The organism is Fischerella muscicola PCC 7414 (assembly GCF_000317205.1).
In the GTDB taxonomy this organism is placed as follows: Bacteria; Cyanobacteriota; Cyanobacteriia; order Cyanobacteriales; family Nostocaceae; genus Fischerella; species Fischerella muscicola.
Genome location: NZ_AJLK01000124.1, coordinates 1 through 16,604 on the forward strand (window position 1 = coordinate 1; position 16,604 = coordinate 16,604).

Annotated in this window: 15 protein-coding genes; 8 read left to right on the forward strand and 7 right to left on the reverse strand. The window is 42.8% G+C overall.

All coding sequences use genetic code 11. From position 1 onward, the window contains the following. Nucleotides 1-236: 236 nt before the first annotated feature. Nucleotides 237-2,870 (reverse strand): DNA mismatch repair protein MutS, encoded by a 2,634-nt coding sequence (gene mutS, locus UYI_RS0119495; RefSeq protein WP_016868356.1) that lies wholly within the window; start codon nt 2,868-2,870, stop codon nt 237-239. Nucleotides 2,871-3,372: 502 nt separating this feature from the next. Between mutS and urtA the strand changes: the two genes are divergently transcribed. From urtA to urtE, 5 genes are all read left to right on the forward strand, one after another. Then, complete coding sequence (gene urtA / locus UYI_RS0119500; protein ID WP_016868357.1) at nt 3,373-4,686, forward strand: urea ABC transporter substrate-binding protein; 1,314 nt, start codon at nt 3,373-3,375, stop codon at nt 4,684-4,686. Between the two features lie 226 nt (nt 4,687-4,912). Then, a complete protein-coding gene (locus UYI_RS0119505; protein WP_016868358.1) occupies nt 4,913-6,073 on the forward strand; it encodes an ABC transporter permease subunit in 1,161 nt (386 codons plus the stop codon). 38 nt (nt 6,074-6,111) lie between these two features. Then, a complete protein-coding gene (gene urtC, locus UYI_RS0119510; RefSeq protein ID WP_026086056.1) occupies nt 6,112-7,233 on the forward strand; it encodes an urea ABC transporter permease subunit UrtC in 1,122 nt (373 codons plus the stop codon). After that, nucleotides 7,208-7,957, forward strand: a complete 750-nt coding sequence (gene urtD / locus UYI_RS0119515) for an urea ABC transporter ATP-binding protein UrtD (RefSeq protein WP_016868360.1) — start codon at nt 7,208-7,210, stop codon at nt 7,955-7,957. Before urtC ends, urtD begins: the two co-directional genes overlap by 26 nt. A 142-nt stretch (nt 7,958-8,099) precedes the next feature. Further along, a complete protein-coding gene (urtE, locus tag UYI_RS0119520) occupies nt 8,100-8,798 on the forward strand; it encodes an urea ABC transporter ATP-binding subunit UrtE (RefSeq protein ID WP_016868361.1) in 699 nt (232 codons plus the stop codon). Here the strand turns inward: urtE and UYI_RS0119525 are convergent. The 3 genes from UYI_RS0119525 to UYI_RS0119540 all read right to left on the reverse strand — a co-directional run bounded on the left by UYI_RS0119525 (nt 8,777) and on the right by UYI_RS0119540 (nt 11,259). After that, nucleotides 8,777-9,874, reverse strand: a complete 1,098-nt coding sequence (locus tag UYI_RS0119525) for an AI-2E family transporter (protein WP_016868362.1) — start codon at nt 9,872-9,874, stop codon at nt 8,777-8,779. The genes urtE and UYI_RS0119525 overlap by 22 nt on opposite strands. A 347-nt stretch (nt 9,875-10,221) precedes the next feature. Beyond that, entirely contained in the window at nt 10,222-10,665 is a 444-nt protein-coding gene (locus tag UYI_RS0119535) for an NUDIX hydrolase (RefSeq protein WP_016868364.1), read from the reverse strand. Nucleotides 10,666-10,725: 60 nt separating this feature from the next. Further along, nucleotides 10,726-11,259 carry a hypothetical protein gene (locus UYI_RS0119540; RefSeq protein WP_026086057.1) on the reverse strand — a complete coding sequence of 178 codons (534 nt, stop codon included), beginning with the start codon at nt 11,257-11,259 and terminating at the stop codon, nt 10,726-10,728. 329 nt (nt 11,260-11,588) lie between these two features. Between UYI_RS0119540 and folD the strand changes: the two genes are divergently transcribed. From folD to UYI_RS0119555, 3 genes are all read left to right on the forward strand, one after another. Continuing rightward, the gene (gene folD, locus UYI_RS0119545; RefSeq protein ID WP_026086058.1) at nt 11,589-12,473 is read left to right on the forward strand and encodes a bifunctional methylenetetrahydrofolate dehydrogenase/methenyltetrahydrofolate cyclohydrolase FolD; all 885 of its coding nucleotides are present in this window, start codon (nt 11,589-11,591) and stop codon (nt 12,471-12,473) included. Nucleotides 12,474-12,601: 128 nt separating this feature from the next. Then, complete coding sequence (gene crtE, locus UYI_RS0119550) at nt 12,602-13,528, forward strand: geranylgeranyl diphosphate synthase CrtE (RefSeq protein ID WP_016868367.1); 927 nt, start codon at nt 12,602-12,604, stop codon at nt 13,526-13,528. Between the two features lie 396 nt (nt 13,529-13,924). Continuing rightward, entirely contained in the window at nt 13,925-14,383 is a 459-nt protein-coding gene (locus UYI_RS0119555; RefSeq protein ID WP_009460306.1) for a divergent PAP2 family protein, read from the forward strand. Between the two features lie 86 nt (nt 14,384-14,469). Here the strand turns inward: UYI_RS0119555 and UYI_RS0119565 are convergent, their stop codons facing one another. From UYI_RS0119565 to UYI_RS0119575, 3 genes are all read right to left on the reverse strand, one after another. Further along, nucleotides 14,470-15,156 carry a hypothetical protein gene (locus tag UYI_RS0119565; protein WP_016868368.1) on the reverse strand — a complete coding sequence of 229 codons (687 nt, stop codon included), beginning with the start codon at nt 15,154-15,156 and terminating at the stop codon, nt 14,470-14,472. Between the two features lie 315 nt (nt 15,157-15,471). Beyond that, nucleotides 15,472-15,801 (reverse strand): MgPME-cyclase complex family protein, encoded by a 330-nt coding sequence (locus UYI_RS0119570; RefSeq protein WP_016868369.1) that lies wholly within the window; start codon nt 15,799-15,801, stop codon nt 15,472-15,474. Between the two features lie 85 nt (nt 15,802-15,886). After that, nucleotides 15,887-16,579 (reverse strand): ester cyclase, encoded by a 693-nt coding sequence (locus UYI_RS0119575; protein WP_016868370.1) that lies wholly within the window; start codon nt 16,577-16,579, stop codon nt 15,887-15,889. Nucleotides 16,580-16,604: the final 25 nt, after the last annotated feature.

Here is a 16,604-nt window from a genome sequence, read left to right on the forward strand (position 1 = left end):
TACCAATTCGCCAAAAGAATGCGACAGATGGGCCATCTTGTAGAGACGCGATTCATCGCGTCTTTATCCAAGGATGTGTTGCTATCATTAATTGAATTGGTATTAGTCTAAACTCCAGTTGTGTAGAGACAATTCATGAATTGTCTCTACGTATGATTACGCTATATATAAAAGACTTTGCATTTGCTGCACCGCATCCCTAAGTTGCTGAACTCCACAAGCTAAGCGTGATCGCTTCACTCCAAACTCTGCAAACCAATCGCAATTTTACTATGCTTTTCAATTTGTCCCATCACTTGTTTTGCCCGTTGAATTACCACCCCAGGTAAACCCGCCAACCTTCCCGCTTCAATACCGTAAGACTTATCCGCACCTCCCGGCTGCACCTGATGCAAAAAGATAATTTGGTCTGGTAACTCCTTCACCGTCACCTGATAATTAGCCACATTCGGTAACAGTGACGCCAACTCATTCAACTCGTGGTAGTGCGTTGCAAAAATCGTCCGCGCCTCAATCTCCGCCGCTAAATATTCCGCCACTGCCCAAGCGATCGCCAGCCCATCAAAAGTTGCCGTCCCCCGTCCGATCTCATCCAACAACACCAGCGATCGCGAAGTAGCATGATTGAGAATATTCGCCGTCTCATTCATCTCCACCATAAACGTAGATTGGCCTGTAGCCAAATCATCCACCGCACCCACACGGGTAAAAATGCGATCGCACACACTCAACTTCGCATACCTAGCAGGCACAAAACTGCCAATTTGCGCCATCAACTGAATTAACCCCACCTGCCTCAAATAACAACTCTTACCACTCGCATTCGGACCCGTAAGGATAATTAAGTCAGGATGGGGTGATGGGGTGGTGGGGTGGTGGGGTGAATTCTCCCCATCTCCCAATCTCCCCACCTCCCCATCAGTCGTTACCATTCCTCCTAACTGCGTTGAATTCGGCACAAAAAACCCCGCCGGCAAAGACTGTTCCACCACCGGATGACGCCCATCCACAACATAAATCTCTCGCCCCTCCACCATCTCGGGGCGACAGTAACCTTGATATACAGCCAACTCCGCCAAACCACATAACACATCCACCGCCGCCACAGCCCGCGAAAGATTCCGAATTACCTCCGCCTGGGCTGCTACCTCCTCCCGTAACGCCACGAAAATTTCATACTCCATCTGGTTCAAATCATCCCGCGCCGTCAAAATCCGCGCTTCCCTTTCCTTCAACTCTGGAGTAATGTAACGTTCTTCATTCGTCAAAGTTTGCTTGCGTATATAATTTGACGGTACTTGGTCAGCCTTAGCCCGGGAAATACTGATGTAATATCCAAAAGTTTTATTAAATCCGACCTTCAGTGTCTGAATACCAGTCCTCGCCCGTTCCTCAACCTCCAAATTCGCAATCCATTTTTGGTCTTCTTCCACCAAAGTCCGTCTTTCATCCAATTGGGGATTCACTCCCTGACGAATCAATCCACCTTCTTTAATATGTATCGGTGGTGACTCCACAATATAACTACGAATTTTCTGCCCTAACTCCTCCAAGCCGGGAGGTACCTTCTGTAAGGCTTTGAGGAAAGGAGAAGCAGCATCCATCACTAGTAGCGCTAATTCCGGCAACTTGGACACAGAGTCAGCCAAAGCCACCAAATCTTTGGCATTTGCCCTACCAGAACCAGCCCTTCCCGTCAGACGTTCCAAGTCATAAATTTGCCGTAACAACTGCCGCAAATCTTGACGCAGAGGTGTATTTTCTACCAATTCTTGAATTGTATCTTGCCGCGCTCGAATACCTTTGATATCAAGTAGCGGTTGTAACAACCAGCGCCGTAAAGCTCGACTACCCATCGCCGTCGAAGTTCGATCCAAAGCCCACAGTAGGGAGCCGTGAAAACTACCATCGCGGACAGTTTGCGTAATTTCCAGGTTGCGGCGGGTTTGATAGTCTACAATTAGGTAATCAGTAATTGTGTAAGTACGAAGTAGCTGTAGAGGTATAGAATTTTCTTTTTGTGTATCTTCCAAATATTCTAAAAGACCGCCAGCCGCGCGGACTGCAAGGGGGAGGTGTTCGCAACCCAAACCTTCAAGCGATCGCACCTTAAATTTCTGTAATAACCTAGATCTCGCTTCCCCGGCTGAAAAAGGTAGTTGCGATCGCAGTGCATAACAAAACGCTGGCGGTAAACATTCCGGTAAATGGTCAGACTTTTCTCCTGGACGCAGTAAACTTCCCAAATCAGGCGCATTCGTAGGAACTAATACTTCCGCAGGCTGCAACCGCATTAACTCTTGGGTCAAATGTTCACTGCTGCTACCTTGAGTAGTGAGGAATTCCCCAGTAGAAATATCTGCATAAGCCAAACCCCAATGCTCCCCAGCAATTACCACAGCCGCCAGGTAATTATTGCGACTGGCTTTCAACATTCCTTCTTCTAGCAGAGTACCGGGAGTGAGAATCCGCGTTACTTCTCGCCGTACCAATCTACCAACAGCTTCCGAAGCATCTTCAACTTGATCGCAAATTACCACCGCATACCCTTTTTCTACCAACAGAGTAGCGTGACGTTCCCAGGCGTGATGCGGGACACCACTCATTGATACCCTTCCCACTTCTCCTACTGGCTTACTCGTGAGGTAGAGTTCTAATTCCTGCGCCAGAATCACAGCATCTTCAAAATAGCATTCAAAAAAGTCTCCTACTCGATACAGCAACACCGCATGGGGATACTTCTCCTTCGTTTCCACATAATGCTGAAACATTTGAGTCAGCTTACTGCGATCCACCAGTCGGTGGTCAGTAATAAATGTGTTCGCATTGTTGCCGGCGTTTGGCTGGGATGCAGAGTAAGAAGCGGTCATGGATGTTCAGGGATACACTTTTTAACATGCCAATAACCGATGATAGCGCGTTATCAGCGCTACCAAGAAATTGCTCAAGGTTTATTTATTTTTTCTTCATCAAGGGATTGGGGGTAAAAGGGAGCTAACTTGGTACAGCTTTGCATAAACTTAAACGCAGAGGGACGCAAAGTCAGCGCAAAGGTTCGCAGAGTTTTTTTTGAATTTTATTCGCTACGAATTTGTGAAATTTCTGAGGCGGTTGTGGAAACTTACCAATGAGCAATGACGACCCTAACTACTTAGCTTTGTTTATTGTGACCTAACTTAAATGGTGAGTCACCCTTACCCTTTCCCGATGAATGCACATATGTAGAGTATTGACCACCCTCAAAACTTATTTAACTAATTATTAACCTTTGATAACAAACAGTATCAAAATAGACTGTTTCCTAGTTAAATGTAACACTAACATTGCTTGCAAAAGTTTTTAGCTAATTCATTTGAGCAAAACAATTTAAATATGAGACGGCGTAAGTTTATAGTTTATGGTTCCGCCTCCTTGGGAGGAAGTTTTATATTAAAGGGTTGTGCCAACAATTCTTCAACTAATACCGCAGAAAATCCAGCCGCGGTCACATCACCTGCGGCTTCTCCTGTCAGTGCTGCTGCTAATGGCAACACAATTAAAGTGGGAATTTTACATTCTCTTAGCGGCACAATGGCTATTAGTGAAAAAAGCGTTGTTGATGCCGAAAAACTAGCAATTAAAGAAATAAACGCTGCTGGTGGTGTCTTAGGCAAGAAAATTGAAGCAATTGTCGAAGATGGTGCTTCCAATTGGGATACTTTTAGGGAAAAAGCCACCAAGCTAATTGATCAAGATAAAGTTGCTGTCGTTTTTGGTTGTTGGACTTCTGCTAGCCGCAAGAATGTCAAGCCGGTATTTGAAAGCAAAAACCATATGCTTTGGTATCCGGTGCAGTACGAAGGGCAAGAGTGTTCTAATAACATTTTCTACACTGGCGCTGCTCCCAATCAACAAATAGAACCTGCCGTTGATTGGCTACTCAAAAATAAAGGCAAAGAATTCTTCTTGGTAGGTTCCGACTACGTTTTTCCCCGGACAGCTAACACAATTATTAAAGCGCAGTTACAAGCTCAAGGCGGTAAAACAGTCGGCGAGGATTACTTACCACTAGGTAACACAGAAGTGACGCCGATTATTACTAAAATTAAACAAACTTTACCTAACGGTGGTGTAATTTTCAACACCCTGAATGGTGATAGTAACGTCGCATTCTTTAAACAATTGCAAGGTGCGGGATTAACTCCAGATAAATATCCCAGCATGTCTGTAAGTATTGCTGAAGAAGAAGTCAAAGCGATCGGTGTTGATTACCTCAAAGGACACTACGCCGCTTGGAACTATTTCATGACAGTTGATACTCCAGAAAATAAGAAATTTGTCGAAGCTTTTAAGAAAGAATATGGTAATGAGCGAGTCACAAATGACCCGATGGAAGCAGCATATATCGGAGTTTATTTGTGGAAACAAGCAGTAGAAAAAGCCAAGACTACCGATATCGCCAAAGTACGCGCCGCAGCCTACGGTCAAACTTTGAATGCTCCCGAAGGCAAAGTTACAATGGCAGCTAACCATCACATATCAAAAATTGTGCGGATTGGTGAAGTGAGAGATGATGGTTTGTTTAATATTGTCTATGCTACTCCCGCACCAGTTGAACCAATTCCTTGGAATCAGTTTGTAAAAGAAACTAAGGGATTTGCTTGTGATTGGTCAGATCCAAACAAAGGTGGTAAATACAAGGTTTAACAGTTAACAGTTAACAGTTATCAGTGAAAAATTAAACTGATAACTGATATAAATCTTAAGTAGGGTGTGTTATGGCTTCAGCCTAACGCACCATGTGAGCGGCGGTGCGTTAGGCGCTTTTATCATGTTTTTCGTGAAAAATTGAGATCAAAAAATGCGCCTAACACACCCTACTGGACTGATAACTGATCACTAATAACTGATAACTGATTTTCTTGGGGGAAATGTGTTAGCAGGATTTTTAGATGCCATATTTAATGGCATTAGTATCGGTGCTGTGTTGCTAATTGCAGCACTAGGTCTTGCCATTGTTTTTGGACTGATGGGTGTCATTAATATGGCACATGGCGAGTTGATGATGTTGGGAGCATACACTACCTTTGTGGTGCAAAATGTTAGTAAACAACTCGGTGGATTATGGTTTGAAAGTTATATATTTTTTGCTCTCATTTTTGCTTTTTTGCTGACAGCAATTGTCGGATTAATTCTAGAAAGGGGTGTGGTGCGTTATCTCTACAATCGTCCCCTAGAAACTCTGTTGGCAACTTGGGGTGTGAGTTTGATTTTGCAGCAGTTTGTTCGCAGTGTAAATTGGGTTTTGGTAATTGCGATCGCTCTATTTTGCCTCTTGTTTTTTGGTGGTTTATGGATTTTGAATTCCCGCGCCAATTTTGGACGGGTGCGGAATTGGATTGTGACAGTGATATTGTTACTTTCTTTAGGGGTGACAATCGCAGTCAGTAATTTTTTAAGTGCAACTTATCAATTAGCTGTTACTCAACCTTGGTTTGGCGCGCAAAATGTGGATGTGACTGCACCTGGTTGGTTACGAGGGGGTATGTCTTTGGGTGGCGTGCAATTGCCTTTTGCCAGGTTATTTATTATTGCCTTGACTGTTATTTGTGTGCTGGGTATTTACCTATTTTTGCAGCGTTCTAATTGGGGATTAAGAATTCGCGCAGTTACACAAAATCGCAGCATGAGTGCTTGTTTGGGTATCCCAACACAGAAAGTTGATGCCATGACTTTTGCACTAGGTTCGGGATTAGCTGGTGTGGCTGGGTGTGCAATTAGTTTACTCGGTTCTGTGGGGCCAAATACAGGGCAAAACTACATTATTGATACTTTTATGGTTGTGGTTGTGGGTGGTGTGGGAAACCTGGTAGGTAGTATTGTGGCAGCGTTGGCGATTGGGACGGTAAATTTTTTGATCGGTTCTGGGACTTTGGCTTTGTTGTTGACTCCTATTCAGCCTTTGGCAGATTTCTTTACCTTTTTTGCGACAACGAGTATGGCAAGGGTGATGGTGTTTGGGTTAATTATTGCGTTTTTACAGTGGAAGCCTGCTGGTATTTTTCCACAGAAGGGTCGTACTGTTGATGTTTAACTTGAGATAAACCGCCAAGACGCCAAGGACGCCAAGTTATGAGAAGGAAGGGGAGAAGGCTAATTTTATTTGAGGTGGGGGTGGTGGTGGCGATCGCACTCATCTTGATTTTGATTATGCCTGTTGTTTTGTCTAGCTTTCGGCTGAATTTGCTGGGACGATTTTTATCGCTGGCAATTGTGGCTTTAGGTATAGATTTAATTTGGGGTTATACGGGGTTGTTGAGTTTGGGACATGGGATTTTCTTTGGCTTGGGTGGATATGCGATCGCTATGTACCTGAAACTGCAAGTTCCCCAAGGTGAGTTACCTGATTTTATGGGATTGTACGGGGTGACAGAATTACCCTGGTTTTGGCAACCTTTTTATTCGTTTCCTTTTGCGGTTGTTGCTGTGGTAGTTATTCCCGCAGTATTGGCGGGGTTATTAGGATATTTGGTGTTTCGTAACCGCCTCAAGGGAGTGTATTTTTCGATTTTGACGCAAGCGGCGACAATTGTTTTTTTCAATTTCTTTAATGGTCAACAAAAACTATTTAATGGTACGAATGGGTTGATAGATTTTACGACTTTATTTGGTGCGACAGTAAGCGATACAAAAACCCAGTTTGTTTTCTACATTCTCACAATATTGTTTCTTGTTGCTATCTATGCTCTTTGTCGCTGGCTAACAAGTGGACGTTTCGGTAGGTTGCTCATAGCAATTCGTGATGATGAAAGTCGAGTGCGTTTTTCTGGTTACAATCCTACAGAGTTCAAAGTGTTGGTTTTTGCTATTTCAGGAGCAATAGCAGGAATCGCCGGAGCATTTTACACCCTGCAAAGTGGTTCTGTATCACCGAGAGCCATGGATATTGCCTTTTCGATTGAAATGGTAATTTGGGTTGCAGTGGGGGGACGCGCCACTTTAGTGGGAGCAATTTTAGGCGCTTTACTTGTTAACTATGCTCGTGTTTTCTTGAGCGAACAATTTCCCGAAATTTGGCTATTTTTCCAGGGGGCGCTATTTTTAATAGTCGTCACAGTCTTACCGGATGGCATCGTTGGATGGTTGCGTCAGCAAAAAATTTCTCTTTTACAACGTCCTTCTCAAATTGCCACTTATCCCAGCTTAGAACAAGACCCCGAAGTGCAGCATGAACGCCAAAATCTTGGAAACTGAAAACCTCACTGTTACTTTTGATGGGTTTCAGGCATTAAATCAGTTGAACTTTAGCATAGATGTGGGAGAATTACGAGTAGTAATTGGCCCGAATGGTGCTGGTAAAACAACCTTTCTTGATGTAATTACAGGTAAAGTACAACCAACAAAAGGACGAGTTTTATTTAAAGGTAAAAATCTCCGTTTTCTCAAAGAACATCAAATTGCACGTTTAGGAATTGGTCGCAAATTCCAAACTCCTCGAATTTACCTCAATCTCACACCCCGTGAAAATTTGGAACTTGCTAGCAACCGCAATAAAAATGTATTTTCGACTTTGTTTGGACATCCTAGTACTGCTGAAAAAAATAGCATCAAAGGATTACTAGAAACAATTGGTTTAAGGAATAAGTCAGATATTCCAGCAGGCTTACTTTCCCACGGTGAAAAACAACGTTTAGAAATTGGGATGTTGGTAGCGCAGTCTCCTGATTTATTACTTGTTGATGAACCTGTGGCTGGGTTAACTGATGAAGAAACTTATAACGTTGGGGAATTACTTTTAGCTTTAGCAAAGAGTCATTCAATTTTAGTGATTGAACATGATATGGAGTTTGTGCGCCAAATAGCCAGGAAAGTCACAGTTCTCCATCAAGGTTCGGTGTTATGTGAAGGTAGTATCGAAGAAGTGCAAAATGATCCTCGCGTGATTGAGGTTTATTTGGGACAATCGCAAGATGGTTGATAGGGTTTGATATGAATTTAAGCGTTGACAACAGTCGTGTTTTTTAAGTCGCACACCGATGCACACAGATGCACACAGATAGCTTATCGGTGTTCATCTGTGTGCATCTGTGTTCGTTTCTTCTTCCTATAAATACAAAATCATGTTAAACATATCTAATCTTGATGTTTACTACGGCGAAAGTCACATTCTTCGCAATGTCGATTTGAGTGTTCCAGATGGACAAATGGTTTGTCTCATCGGACGCAATGGTGTGGGGAAAACAACTCTCCTCAAAACAATTGTGGGTTTACTCAAACCCCGTGGCGGTACAATTACCCTGAATGAGACAATTATAAATTCCAAATCCCCCGATCAAAGAGCAAAAATGGGAATTGGTTATGTTCCCCAAGGACGAGAAATTATGCCACGTTTGACGGTGAAGGAAAATCTCTTATTGGGTTTAGAAGCGCGAAAAAAGCCAGCGAAAAATCAAGAAATTCCCGAAGAAATTTTAACGCTATTTCCAGTTTTGAAAACTATGCTTTCCCGTATGGGTGGTGATTTGAGTGGTGGACAGCAACAACAATTAGCGATCGCTCGTGCTTTAATGGGACAACCCCAATTACTTTTATTAGACGAACCCACAGAAGGAATTCAACCCTCGATTATTTTAGAAATTGAAGCCGCAATCCGCCGGATTGTTGCGACTACAGGCATTTCTGTTTTATTAGTAGAGCAACACCTACACTTTGTCCGTCAAGCCGATTACTATTACGCTATGCAAAAAGGTGGTATTGTCGCCTCTGGTTCTACCAGCGAACTAAGTCAGGAAGTGATTCAAAGGTTTTTGGCTGTCTGAATTTCGGAACTGTATTTAACATCTTTATCAGTATCAGTTGTAGGACTGAATTTTCCTTCACGCCAATTATCGCCAACACTTTTGATAAAACTTGCTAAAGGAATAGCAACTAAAAGTCCTAATAATCCTCCTAATTTTGCACCTATCAATAAAGAAATTACTACCCAAACAGGGTTCAAACCAGTTAAGTTACTCAAAATGCGAGGAGCAACAAAATTGTAGTTAAATTGGTCGATCGCTACTGCTACAATTAAAACTTCTACTCCCAACCAAAAATTACTTAATGCCACTAAAGAACTGACTATAGTAATGCCTATTCCTGTTCCAAAAGGGAACAAAGCAAAAAAACCAATTACTAATCCAAAAAGTAGACTCAAAGGAACTCGCAAAGCCAAAAAAGCTAGAGTAATCCCTGATGCCAAGATAGTAGCTAATGTTACCTGACCAATAAAATAATTTTGAAAATCTTCCCGTAATGACTGACGCACTTGTAAGCCGACATGAGATGGAAACCATAGAAATATGCCATCCCAAAGACGTTCCCCATTTAAAACTAAGTAGAAAGTCAGTACAACTGTTAGCAGAACATTAACTAAACTACCAATAGTATCTAAAGCAAAGCCTAATATCCTACCCGTAAAATTTTGAATTTGATTCGATATTCTATCAAGAAGTTGGGGTATTAAACCACTTAAATGAACTGGTAGTTGTTCAGTTGTTGCCCAATTTTGTAAAGCCTGTAGTTGTTGGCTACCAGAATCTATCCATGTCGGTAAAATATTAGCTAATTCATTGAGTTGTTGTATAATCAGCGGTACTAAAGTAATACCTACAGCTACCAATATTAGTACAGCCAACAGCAGTACTCCGGCAATAGCAAGATTACGTTGTACCCCTCTTCCTTGCACAAATCGAATTGGATAATCCAGAATAAAAGCTAATAAAATAGCAGCAACAACAATGCTGACTAAAGGTTGAAAATAATTAATTACCTGAAGCAATACCCAAGCATTGAGAATGATTAAGGGAAATGCCAAGGCTATAGTTAACCATCGCGGAAGTTGATTTGCTGACATTGGGAATTGTTATATTAGTTGTTGGTTGTTGGTTGTTGGTTGTTGGTTGTTTTTTAAAATACTTACTCCTCACACCCCACCCTTACCTTAAGCCCTCCGGGTACTCTGCCTTAAGCCGCGCTGCGCGCGTCTACACACCCCTCACACTCCCTTCGGGGAGTGGGGCCGGTGAGTTCCCCATTGCCCCCAACCCCACAAAGTGGGGACCCCTAGCCCCCCATCACCCCATCACCCCATCACCCCATTGCCCCTTCGCCCCTAATCCCCACTCCCTTGGGGGAGTGGGGGCCCCGAGTTCCCAAGAGGGGACCCCCGCCTTCCCCATCACCCCATCTCCCCACTATCCACTAACCATTCAAGATTCCCTTTTTCATAAAATCTAACAAAATTCGCTGATGCACTGGCCCAAGAGGACGGACTTCCCCTGCGATTTTGGAATAACATTGTCCTTGGTGAATGTCTTCCGGCGTTACTAAACCCATATCCCAACCTTCATTGAGAACAAGTTGATTTAATTCCACCAACAATGGTGCTTGGAAAACATGACGTACAACAGAGTTATCGTCGTAACAACCAAACTCAGACACTGTTGGTGGTAGATTGTAGCCAATTTCTTCTAAAATTTCTCGCTTCACTGCTACATCTGGGGTTTCACCAAGTTCGATATGTCCGCCAAATAGTCCCCAGTAACCAGGGTAGAGAATATTGGGAATGTTATCGCGCAGTTGCATGAGAAACTTGTCTTTTTGGTAGAGAATCGCGATCGCTACATGTACCGGTTGCTTACTCATAAATTTTCTTGGGACAGTGTGACGTTATTGTTAAACCCCGTCCTTAAGGACGAGGTCTTTTTACTTTTCTTCTATATACACTTCCCCATATTCTTTGCCTGCAATCGGAATGCTTCGGTAGCGAATTTGACCTTTAATGACTACTTGATCTCCAACTAGTAAATTAGTTTGATTAGTTATAGCCCAAATTTTACCAGTATCGTCTTTTACCAGATATGCTCGTCGTTTCAAGAGGGGAGCTATTTTTTCAACTTTGCCTTGGATGTATACTGTTATATTGCTATCTGGTTGTGATTGCAGTTCTCGAATTGGAGTCACATTTGCGCCAAGAGCGTTGATCCCAGAAAAGCTGAAATTACTGCAACTTACTAATCCTGCCATGAGAAAGTAAGTTAATCCCAAATAAAAAACAGTGGAAGGAAGGTAAGACGATTTTGGATTTTGGATTTTGGAGCCACTGCGTTGCTTTGGTTCCCAAAGTTGTAGCACGTGGCGTGACTTTGGATTGGGAATCGTTTTATAAATCTGAGTTTTGTCAATCCATTTATTACATTCTTTTTTGAAATTAATGTAAAATTTATTTGCCTGTAGCATAAAAGATACCTTTTGGGGGAATTTTGGCATCAGTGGTTGGTTTGTCGCTATTTGCAATGAGTCAGTTCCCCTTCAGTCTACCCATGTTCTTCACTCCTCAAAATACACTCTCAATTGAAGCAACCAATCTGAGAAAATGGGTAATGGGTAATGGGTAATGGGTAATGGAATGGTTAGTGGTTATTAATCATCCCCGATCCCCGATCCCCGATCCCCGATCCCCGTTAAGAGTTAAGAGTTCCCCTAAAGTTTATGGCGAATGCTGTTTGAAAAGCGCTACAGCATCAGGCAGCGACACCAAAAAAGAGCGTATTTTTGTTAATTATCTAATGGAAACAAACACTGCTAAACTGCTTGATGGTAAAGCCCTAGCTACAAAAATTCAGCAAGAATTATCTGCTACTATTACCAGATTACAACCCCACATAGGACGCCCGCCCGGTTTAGCTGTACTAATGGTGGGGGATAACCCAGCCTCAGCTGCTTATGTGCGCGGTAAAGAAAAAGCCTGTGCAAAAATAGGTATGGCTTCTTTTGGTAAGCATTTTCCCACACAAACCACTCAAGCCGAACTAGAAGAAGTTATTCATCACCTAAACCAGGATGAACGGGTGGATGGTATTCTTGTGCAATTGCCCCTACCCAATCATCTAGATGCTATTTCCTTATTGCATCAAATTGATCCTGACAAAGACGCCGATGGATTACACCCAGTGAATTTAGGAAAACTAGTGCGGGGTGAACCTGGTTTGCGTAGCTGTACGCCGGCGGGAGTTATGCGTCTGTTGCAGGAATATAAAATTTCCTTGCGCTCTAAACAAGCGGTAGTGGTAGGACGTAGTATTTTGGTGGGTAAGCCATTGGCATTGATGCTCCTAGAGGCTGATGCAACTGTGACAATTGCTCATTCGCGATCGCATGATCTCCCAGCCATAACTAAAAACGCTGATATTTTAATAGCAGCTGTTGGTCGTCCAGAACTAATTACGGCCCAGATGGTTAAACCAGGCGCTGTTGTGGTAGATGTGGGGATAAATCGTGTCACCGATGACAGTGGCAATAGCCGCTTAGTCGGAGATGTCCAATTTGAATCAGTTGCCAATGTGGCAGAATTCCTCACCCCAGTACCTGGCGGTGTTGGGCCTATGACTGTGGCTATGTTATTGCAAAATACAGTGGATAGCTACAGCCAACGCTTAAAAACAAAAGAGTGATTATTGTTGTTTGTTGTTTGTTGTTTGTTGTTTGGAATAACTAACCCACTAACCACCAACTACCAACCAATAATGACTCTTTCCCTTAAAATTGTTACTTAAATAACAGAAATTTAAGGAAATCAAGGATGGTAACAACGGATAACCTGAAACAAACTCCAGAAAAAGCAACTTTTGACCTAATTACCTATTTAAAAGAACGACAAAAGCTATGTGAAGTAGCTTTGGAACAGGCTATTTCCGTACGTTATCCAGAAAAGATTTATGAAGCAATGCGCTACTCGCTTTTAGCTGGAGGTAAGCGCCTGCGTCCCATTATTTGCCTTGCTACTTGTGAAATGACTGGTGGGAACATCGCCATAGCCATGCCAACCGCGTGTGCATTGGAAATGATTCACACTATGTCTTTGATTCACGATGATTTGCCAGCAATGGATAATGATGATTATCGTCGCGGTAAACTCACCAATCACAAGGTATACGGCGAAGACATCGCGATTTTGGCTGGAGATGGCTTGTTAGCTTACGCTTTTGAATATGTAGCCGAGAACACTAAAGACGTGCCAGCAGAGCGATTATTGCGAGTAGTCGCCCATTTAGGGCGTGCAGTGGGCGCTGCTGGTTTGGTGGGTGGCCAAGTACTCGATTTAGAATCAGAAGGGAAATCAGATATTTCTTCAGAAACATTGGATTTTATTCATCACCACAAAACAGGAGCGCTTTTAGAAGCTAGTGTAGTTTGTGGTGGAATTTTGGCAGGGACATCACAAGACAATTTAAAAAGACTCTCTCGCTATGCCAAGAATATTGGGCTAGCCTTCCAAATTATTGATGACATCTTAGATATCACTGCTACACAACAGCAGCTAGGAAAAACTGTGGGCAAAGATCAAAAAGCCAAGAAAGTAACCTATCCAAGCCTCTGGGGAATTGAAAAATCTCAAAAACAAGCCCAACAGCTAATAGAGTCTGCTTGTGCAGAATTAGAACCGTTTGGGAAAGCGGCAGAACCATTGGTGGCACTAGCTCACTTTATCACCAGTCGTAGTCACTAAGCAGTGATTAGTTATCAGTCATCAGTTGTCGGTTGACCGATAATTCTTTAATGGTAAAAGCTCCCAGAAAATATCTGTGGAGTCAATGCAAAATCTAGAATCCGTATTGAAAAGCTTTGAGCCTCGCTATCGCTTTCGGAGCTTACGCTAACGGAGGAGCCACTGTGGTGGACTCTTTTCCCGGCATAAAGCACCTGGCATCACGTCGCGTGAAACCTCCGCACCCTAACGGTAAGCCGCCTTGCGTCTACAAACTTTTCGCAAAATCCAAAATCGAATGACTGTTTACTGATCTTCTGCTGTATAGCACTGGGTTAATTATGGATTTTTGGTTGCATCTATTACTTCCTCACACATACAACTGCTGCTCATTGTTATTAACCTGACCAAAATACCATGCAGGATATAGGTAATATTTTAGACAACCGGGTGCTGGTGGTTGCTCTAGTAGCTTGTTTGATGGCTCAAGCTTTGAAGCTCATCATTGAACTAGTCAAGAATCGAAAATTAAATGTTAGTGTCTTAGTCACAACCGGAGGTATGCCCAGCGCTCATTCAGCTTTAGTTACGGCTTTAGCGGTTGGCGTGGGGCAAACTCATGGCTGGGCTTCTGCTGAATTTGCCCTCGCCACAGTTTTTGCGATTATTGTCATGTACGATGCAGCTGGAGTCCGTCAAGCTGCTGGCAAACAAGCTCGTATTCTCAACCAAATGATTGATGAATTGTTTCACGAACACCCAGAATTTACAGGCGATCGCCTCAAGGAATTGTTAGGACATACACCATTCCAGGTGATAGCAGGCTCAGCATTAGGTATCACCATCTCTTGGTTAGCTAGTTATGCCTATAATTGAAAGGTTTGTTGTTGGTTGTTTGTTGGTTGTTGTTTGTCTGTTCCAATCAACCACCAACTACTAACTAACAACTAATTTAATTTTGTTTAATTTTGTGGTACGTTCACTGCCGATCGCAACAGCATCACTTTACTACTGTCCACAATCACAGCAATAAAACCTCGTTCTGAGAGTTTTTTTAATGTGCTATATGCATCTTTTTGATTAGTTGTATAGGACGCTAGCAAGTAATGGCGTTGTCCATATGCTGCAAAACCGATATCGCCGCCTACAGCTTGTTTAACTTGATTTGCCAGTTCTGGACGGTTGAAATAATCTACTAAGACGGCGAAACCATTTCCCAAACGTTGAGGTTGAAAGCTAAGAGTCTGAGTTGGTGCTACTGCTACGTCTGCTGGTCGAGTGGTAATAATAGCAGACAAACCCGCAATGCTATTGATATACCTAGCCCAACGGTTAGCATCATCAATTCTAGTAAATCCGCCGATTCTAGTGACTGTATCGTTGAGATATCTACAGTTTGTAGTTTTAAGCTCAGACGGTAAGGCACGATGCAATTGATTGCGACTATCCTGGGTTGGACTGATCACCAACAATACATATTCGCCAGGATTGGGAGGTTGACAAACGGGAGTTTTTTGTTGTTGAGCAACAGCAGTATTGATACCAGCGATCAAAGAGGCGAAGGAAGCAAACGAGGCGATCGCTAGAGTGAAACTACTTAGTAAAATATTTGGTGAATTCTGAAATTTATACACCGCTGGTTTATACATAAAAATAAATTCACAGTATTATCCACCATCTTTGATAAAAAATACATATATTTGTTCCATATATTTCTATATAGAGAAGTTAGGTAATATTGTGATGGGTAAAGAGTTAGTGGTTGGTTGTTGATGGTTGATTGTTAGTAGGTAGAGACGCGATGTTCCTCGCGTCTGTACAATAGTAGTTAATTGTTTACTCCTCACACTCCCCACACTCCCAGACGCTTCAAACAGTGCGTCTCTACATTACTCCCCTAATCCCCACCAGGGGCCGGTGAGTTCCCCATGACCCCATCACCTCACACTTCCCTATCTCCGCCACTAAGCCACACTGGCAAGAGAAGCCAAAGGATCGGGGATACTTTCACTAGGGGCTTGAAATTCTCCTGTGAGGACGTATTCTAAGCGCAGTTTTAACCAAGTAATAAATTGGGGATTGGTAGAAATGAGCGCCACTGCTGGTTGCGGACACTTTGCCTTTACTTGTGCCATCTGGGGAGATTCCAGAAAAGCAGGTTGTTTCACTACCCAAAAATCAATTTCCTTTTCTTGTTCGTGATAGTGACGGGTACGTTCTCGCAACACTTCTTCCATTGGTTCTTCTTCTAGTAAAAAGCGTTGACTTGCCAAAACGTAATAGTATGTTTTCATTTTCGTTCTTTACTAAAGAGCTAAGGTAAGGACATAGCATTATTTACTATGTCCTTGAAAATTATCTCAGCTTTAGCCTCTTTAACTACGACCCGAAAGGACAACCATTAGCTGATTGTTCATTAGCCTGTTTGCCACCACTTGTGAGCTTGTTAAAAAATTCGCTATTGTCAAAATAATGCTCAACAGAGAGAATTTTCAAGTCATCAGTAACACGAGCAACACTCATGCCCACTATCTCCACCGTTTCCCCTGTGGGTGCATGGTCTTTGTATGGGCCGCTAAAAGTTCCCCAATGACGCCACTTAAATGTAACTTTGGGTGGCCCTGAATAAACCTCCAGCACTTCCCACAAAAATCCTTTTGGAAACGCAGTCTTAAAAAGCTGGCCTGAAGATTCAAAGGTTTCCTCAGAAGCTTTGTAATTATCTATATCACCGATGAAGAGATTATAAGTTCCAGACGCGAACACATCTTCGGCAGTGTAGGTTTGACCTCCGTTACTACTCATGCGAAACTTGTCTTGTACAACAGATAACCACTCTTGGGGATTACTTTTGAATGAAACCTCCATCTCAAAAGTTCGGACTAAGTTTTGCACGATCACTTCCAGAGAACCTTCTAAATGGCGGCATTTGCTCTCCTGGGCTAGGCCTGCTTTTGAATCGGAATAATCAGGAGGGGCGCCGTAACGCCATTGGGCATTTTTGCTTTGTGCAATTACTGTATCCCGGTCTTGTACCCAAAGCGGAAGGTCTTGGGATTGTGTTGCGCTCATAAAATTCCTTGGTTTCAAAGTTGAC

Bases quoted from the DNA above. Each gene is read 5' to 3' on its own strand.
- mutS (WP_016868356.1), bottom strand. From the start codon at position 2,870: ATGACCGCTTCTTACTCTGCATCCCAGCCAAACGCCGGCAACAATGCG.
- urtA (WP_016868357.1), top strand. From the start codon at position 3,373: ATGAGACGGCGTAAGTTTATAGTTTATGGTTCCGCCTCCTTGGGAGGA.
- urtC (WP_026086056.1), top strand. From the start codon at position 6,112: ATGAGAAGGAAGGGGAGAAGGCTAATTTTATTTGAGGTGGGGGTGGTG.
- urtD (WP_016868360.1), top strand. From the start codon at position 7,208: ATGAACGCCAAAATCTTGGAAACTGAAAACCTCACTGTTACTTTTGAT.
- urtE (WP_016868361.1), top strand. From the start codon at position 8,100: ATGTTAAACATATCTAATCTTGATGTTTACTACGGCGAAAGTCACATT.
- UYI_RS0119525 (WP_016868362.1), bottom strand. From the start codon at position 9,874: ATGTCAGCAAATCAACTTCCGCGATGGTTAACTATAGCCTTGGCATTT.
- UYI_RS0119535 (WP_016868364.1), bottom strand. From the start codon at position 10,665: ATGAGTAAGCAACCGGTACATGTAGCGATCGCGATTCTCTACCAAAAA.
- UYI_RS0119540 (WP_026086057.1), bottom strand. From the start codon at position 11,259: ATGCTACAGGCAAATAAATTTTACATTAATTTCAAAAAAGAATGTAAT.
- folD (WP_026086058.1), top strand. From the start codon at position 11,589: ATGGAAACAAACACTGCTAAACTGCTTGATGGTAAAGCCCTAGCTACA.
- crtE (WP_016868367.1), top strand. From the start codon at position 12,602: ATGGTAACAACGGATAACCTGAAACAAACTCCAGAAAAAGCAACTTTT.
- UYI_RS0119555 (WP_009460306.1), top strand. From the start codon at position 13,925: ATGCAGGATATAGGTAATATTTTAGACAACCGGGTGCTGGTGGTTGCT.
- UYI_RS0119565 (WP_016868368.1), bottom strand. From the start codon at position 15,156: ATGTATAAACCAGCGGTGTATAAATTTCAGAATTCACCAAATATTTTA.
- UYI_RS0119570 (WP_016868369.1), bottom strand. From the start codon at position 15,801: ATGAAAACATACTATTACGTTTTGGCAAGTCAACGCTTTTTACTAGAA.
- UYI_RS0119575 (WP_016868370.1), bottom strand. From the start codon at position 16,579: ATGAGCGCAACACAATCCCAAGACCTTCCGCTTTGGGTACAAGACCGG.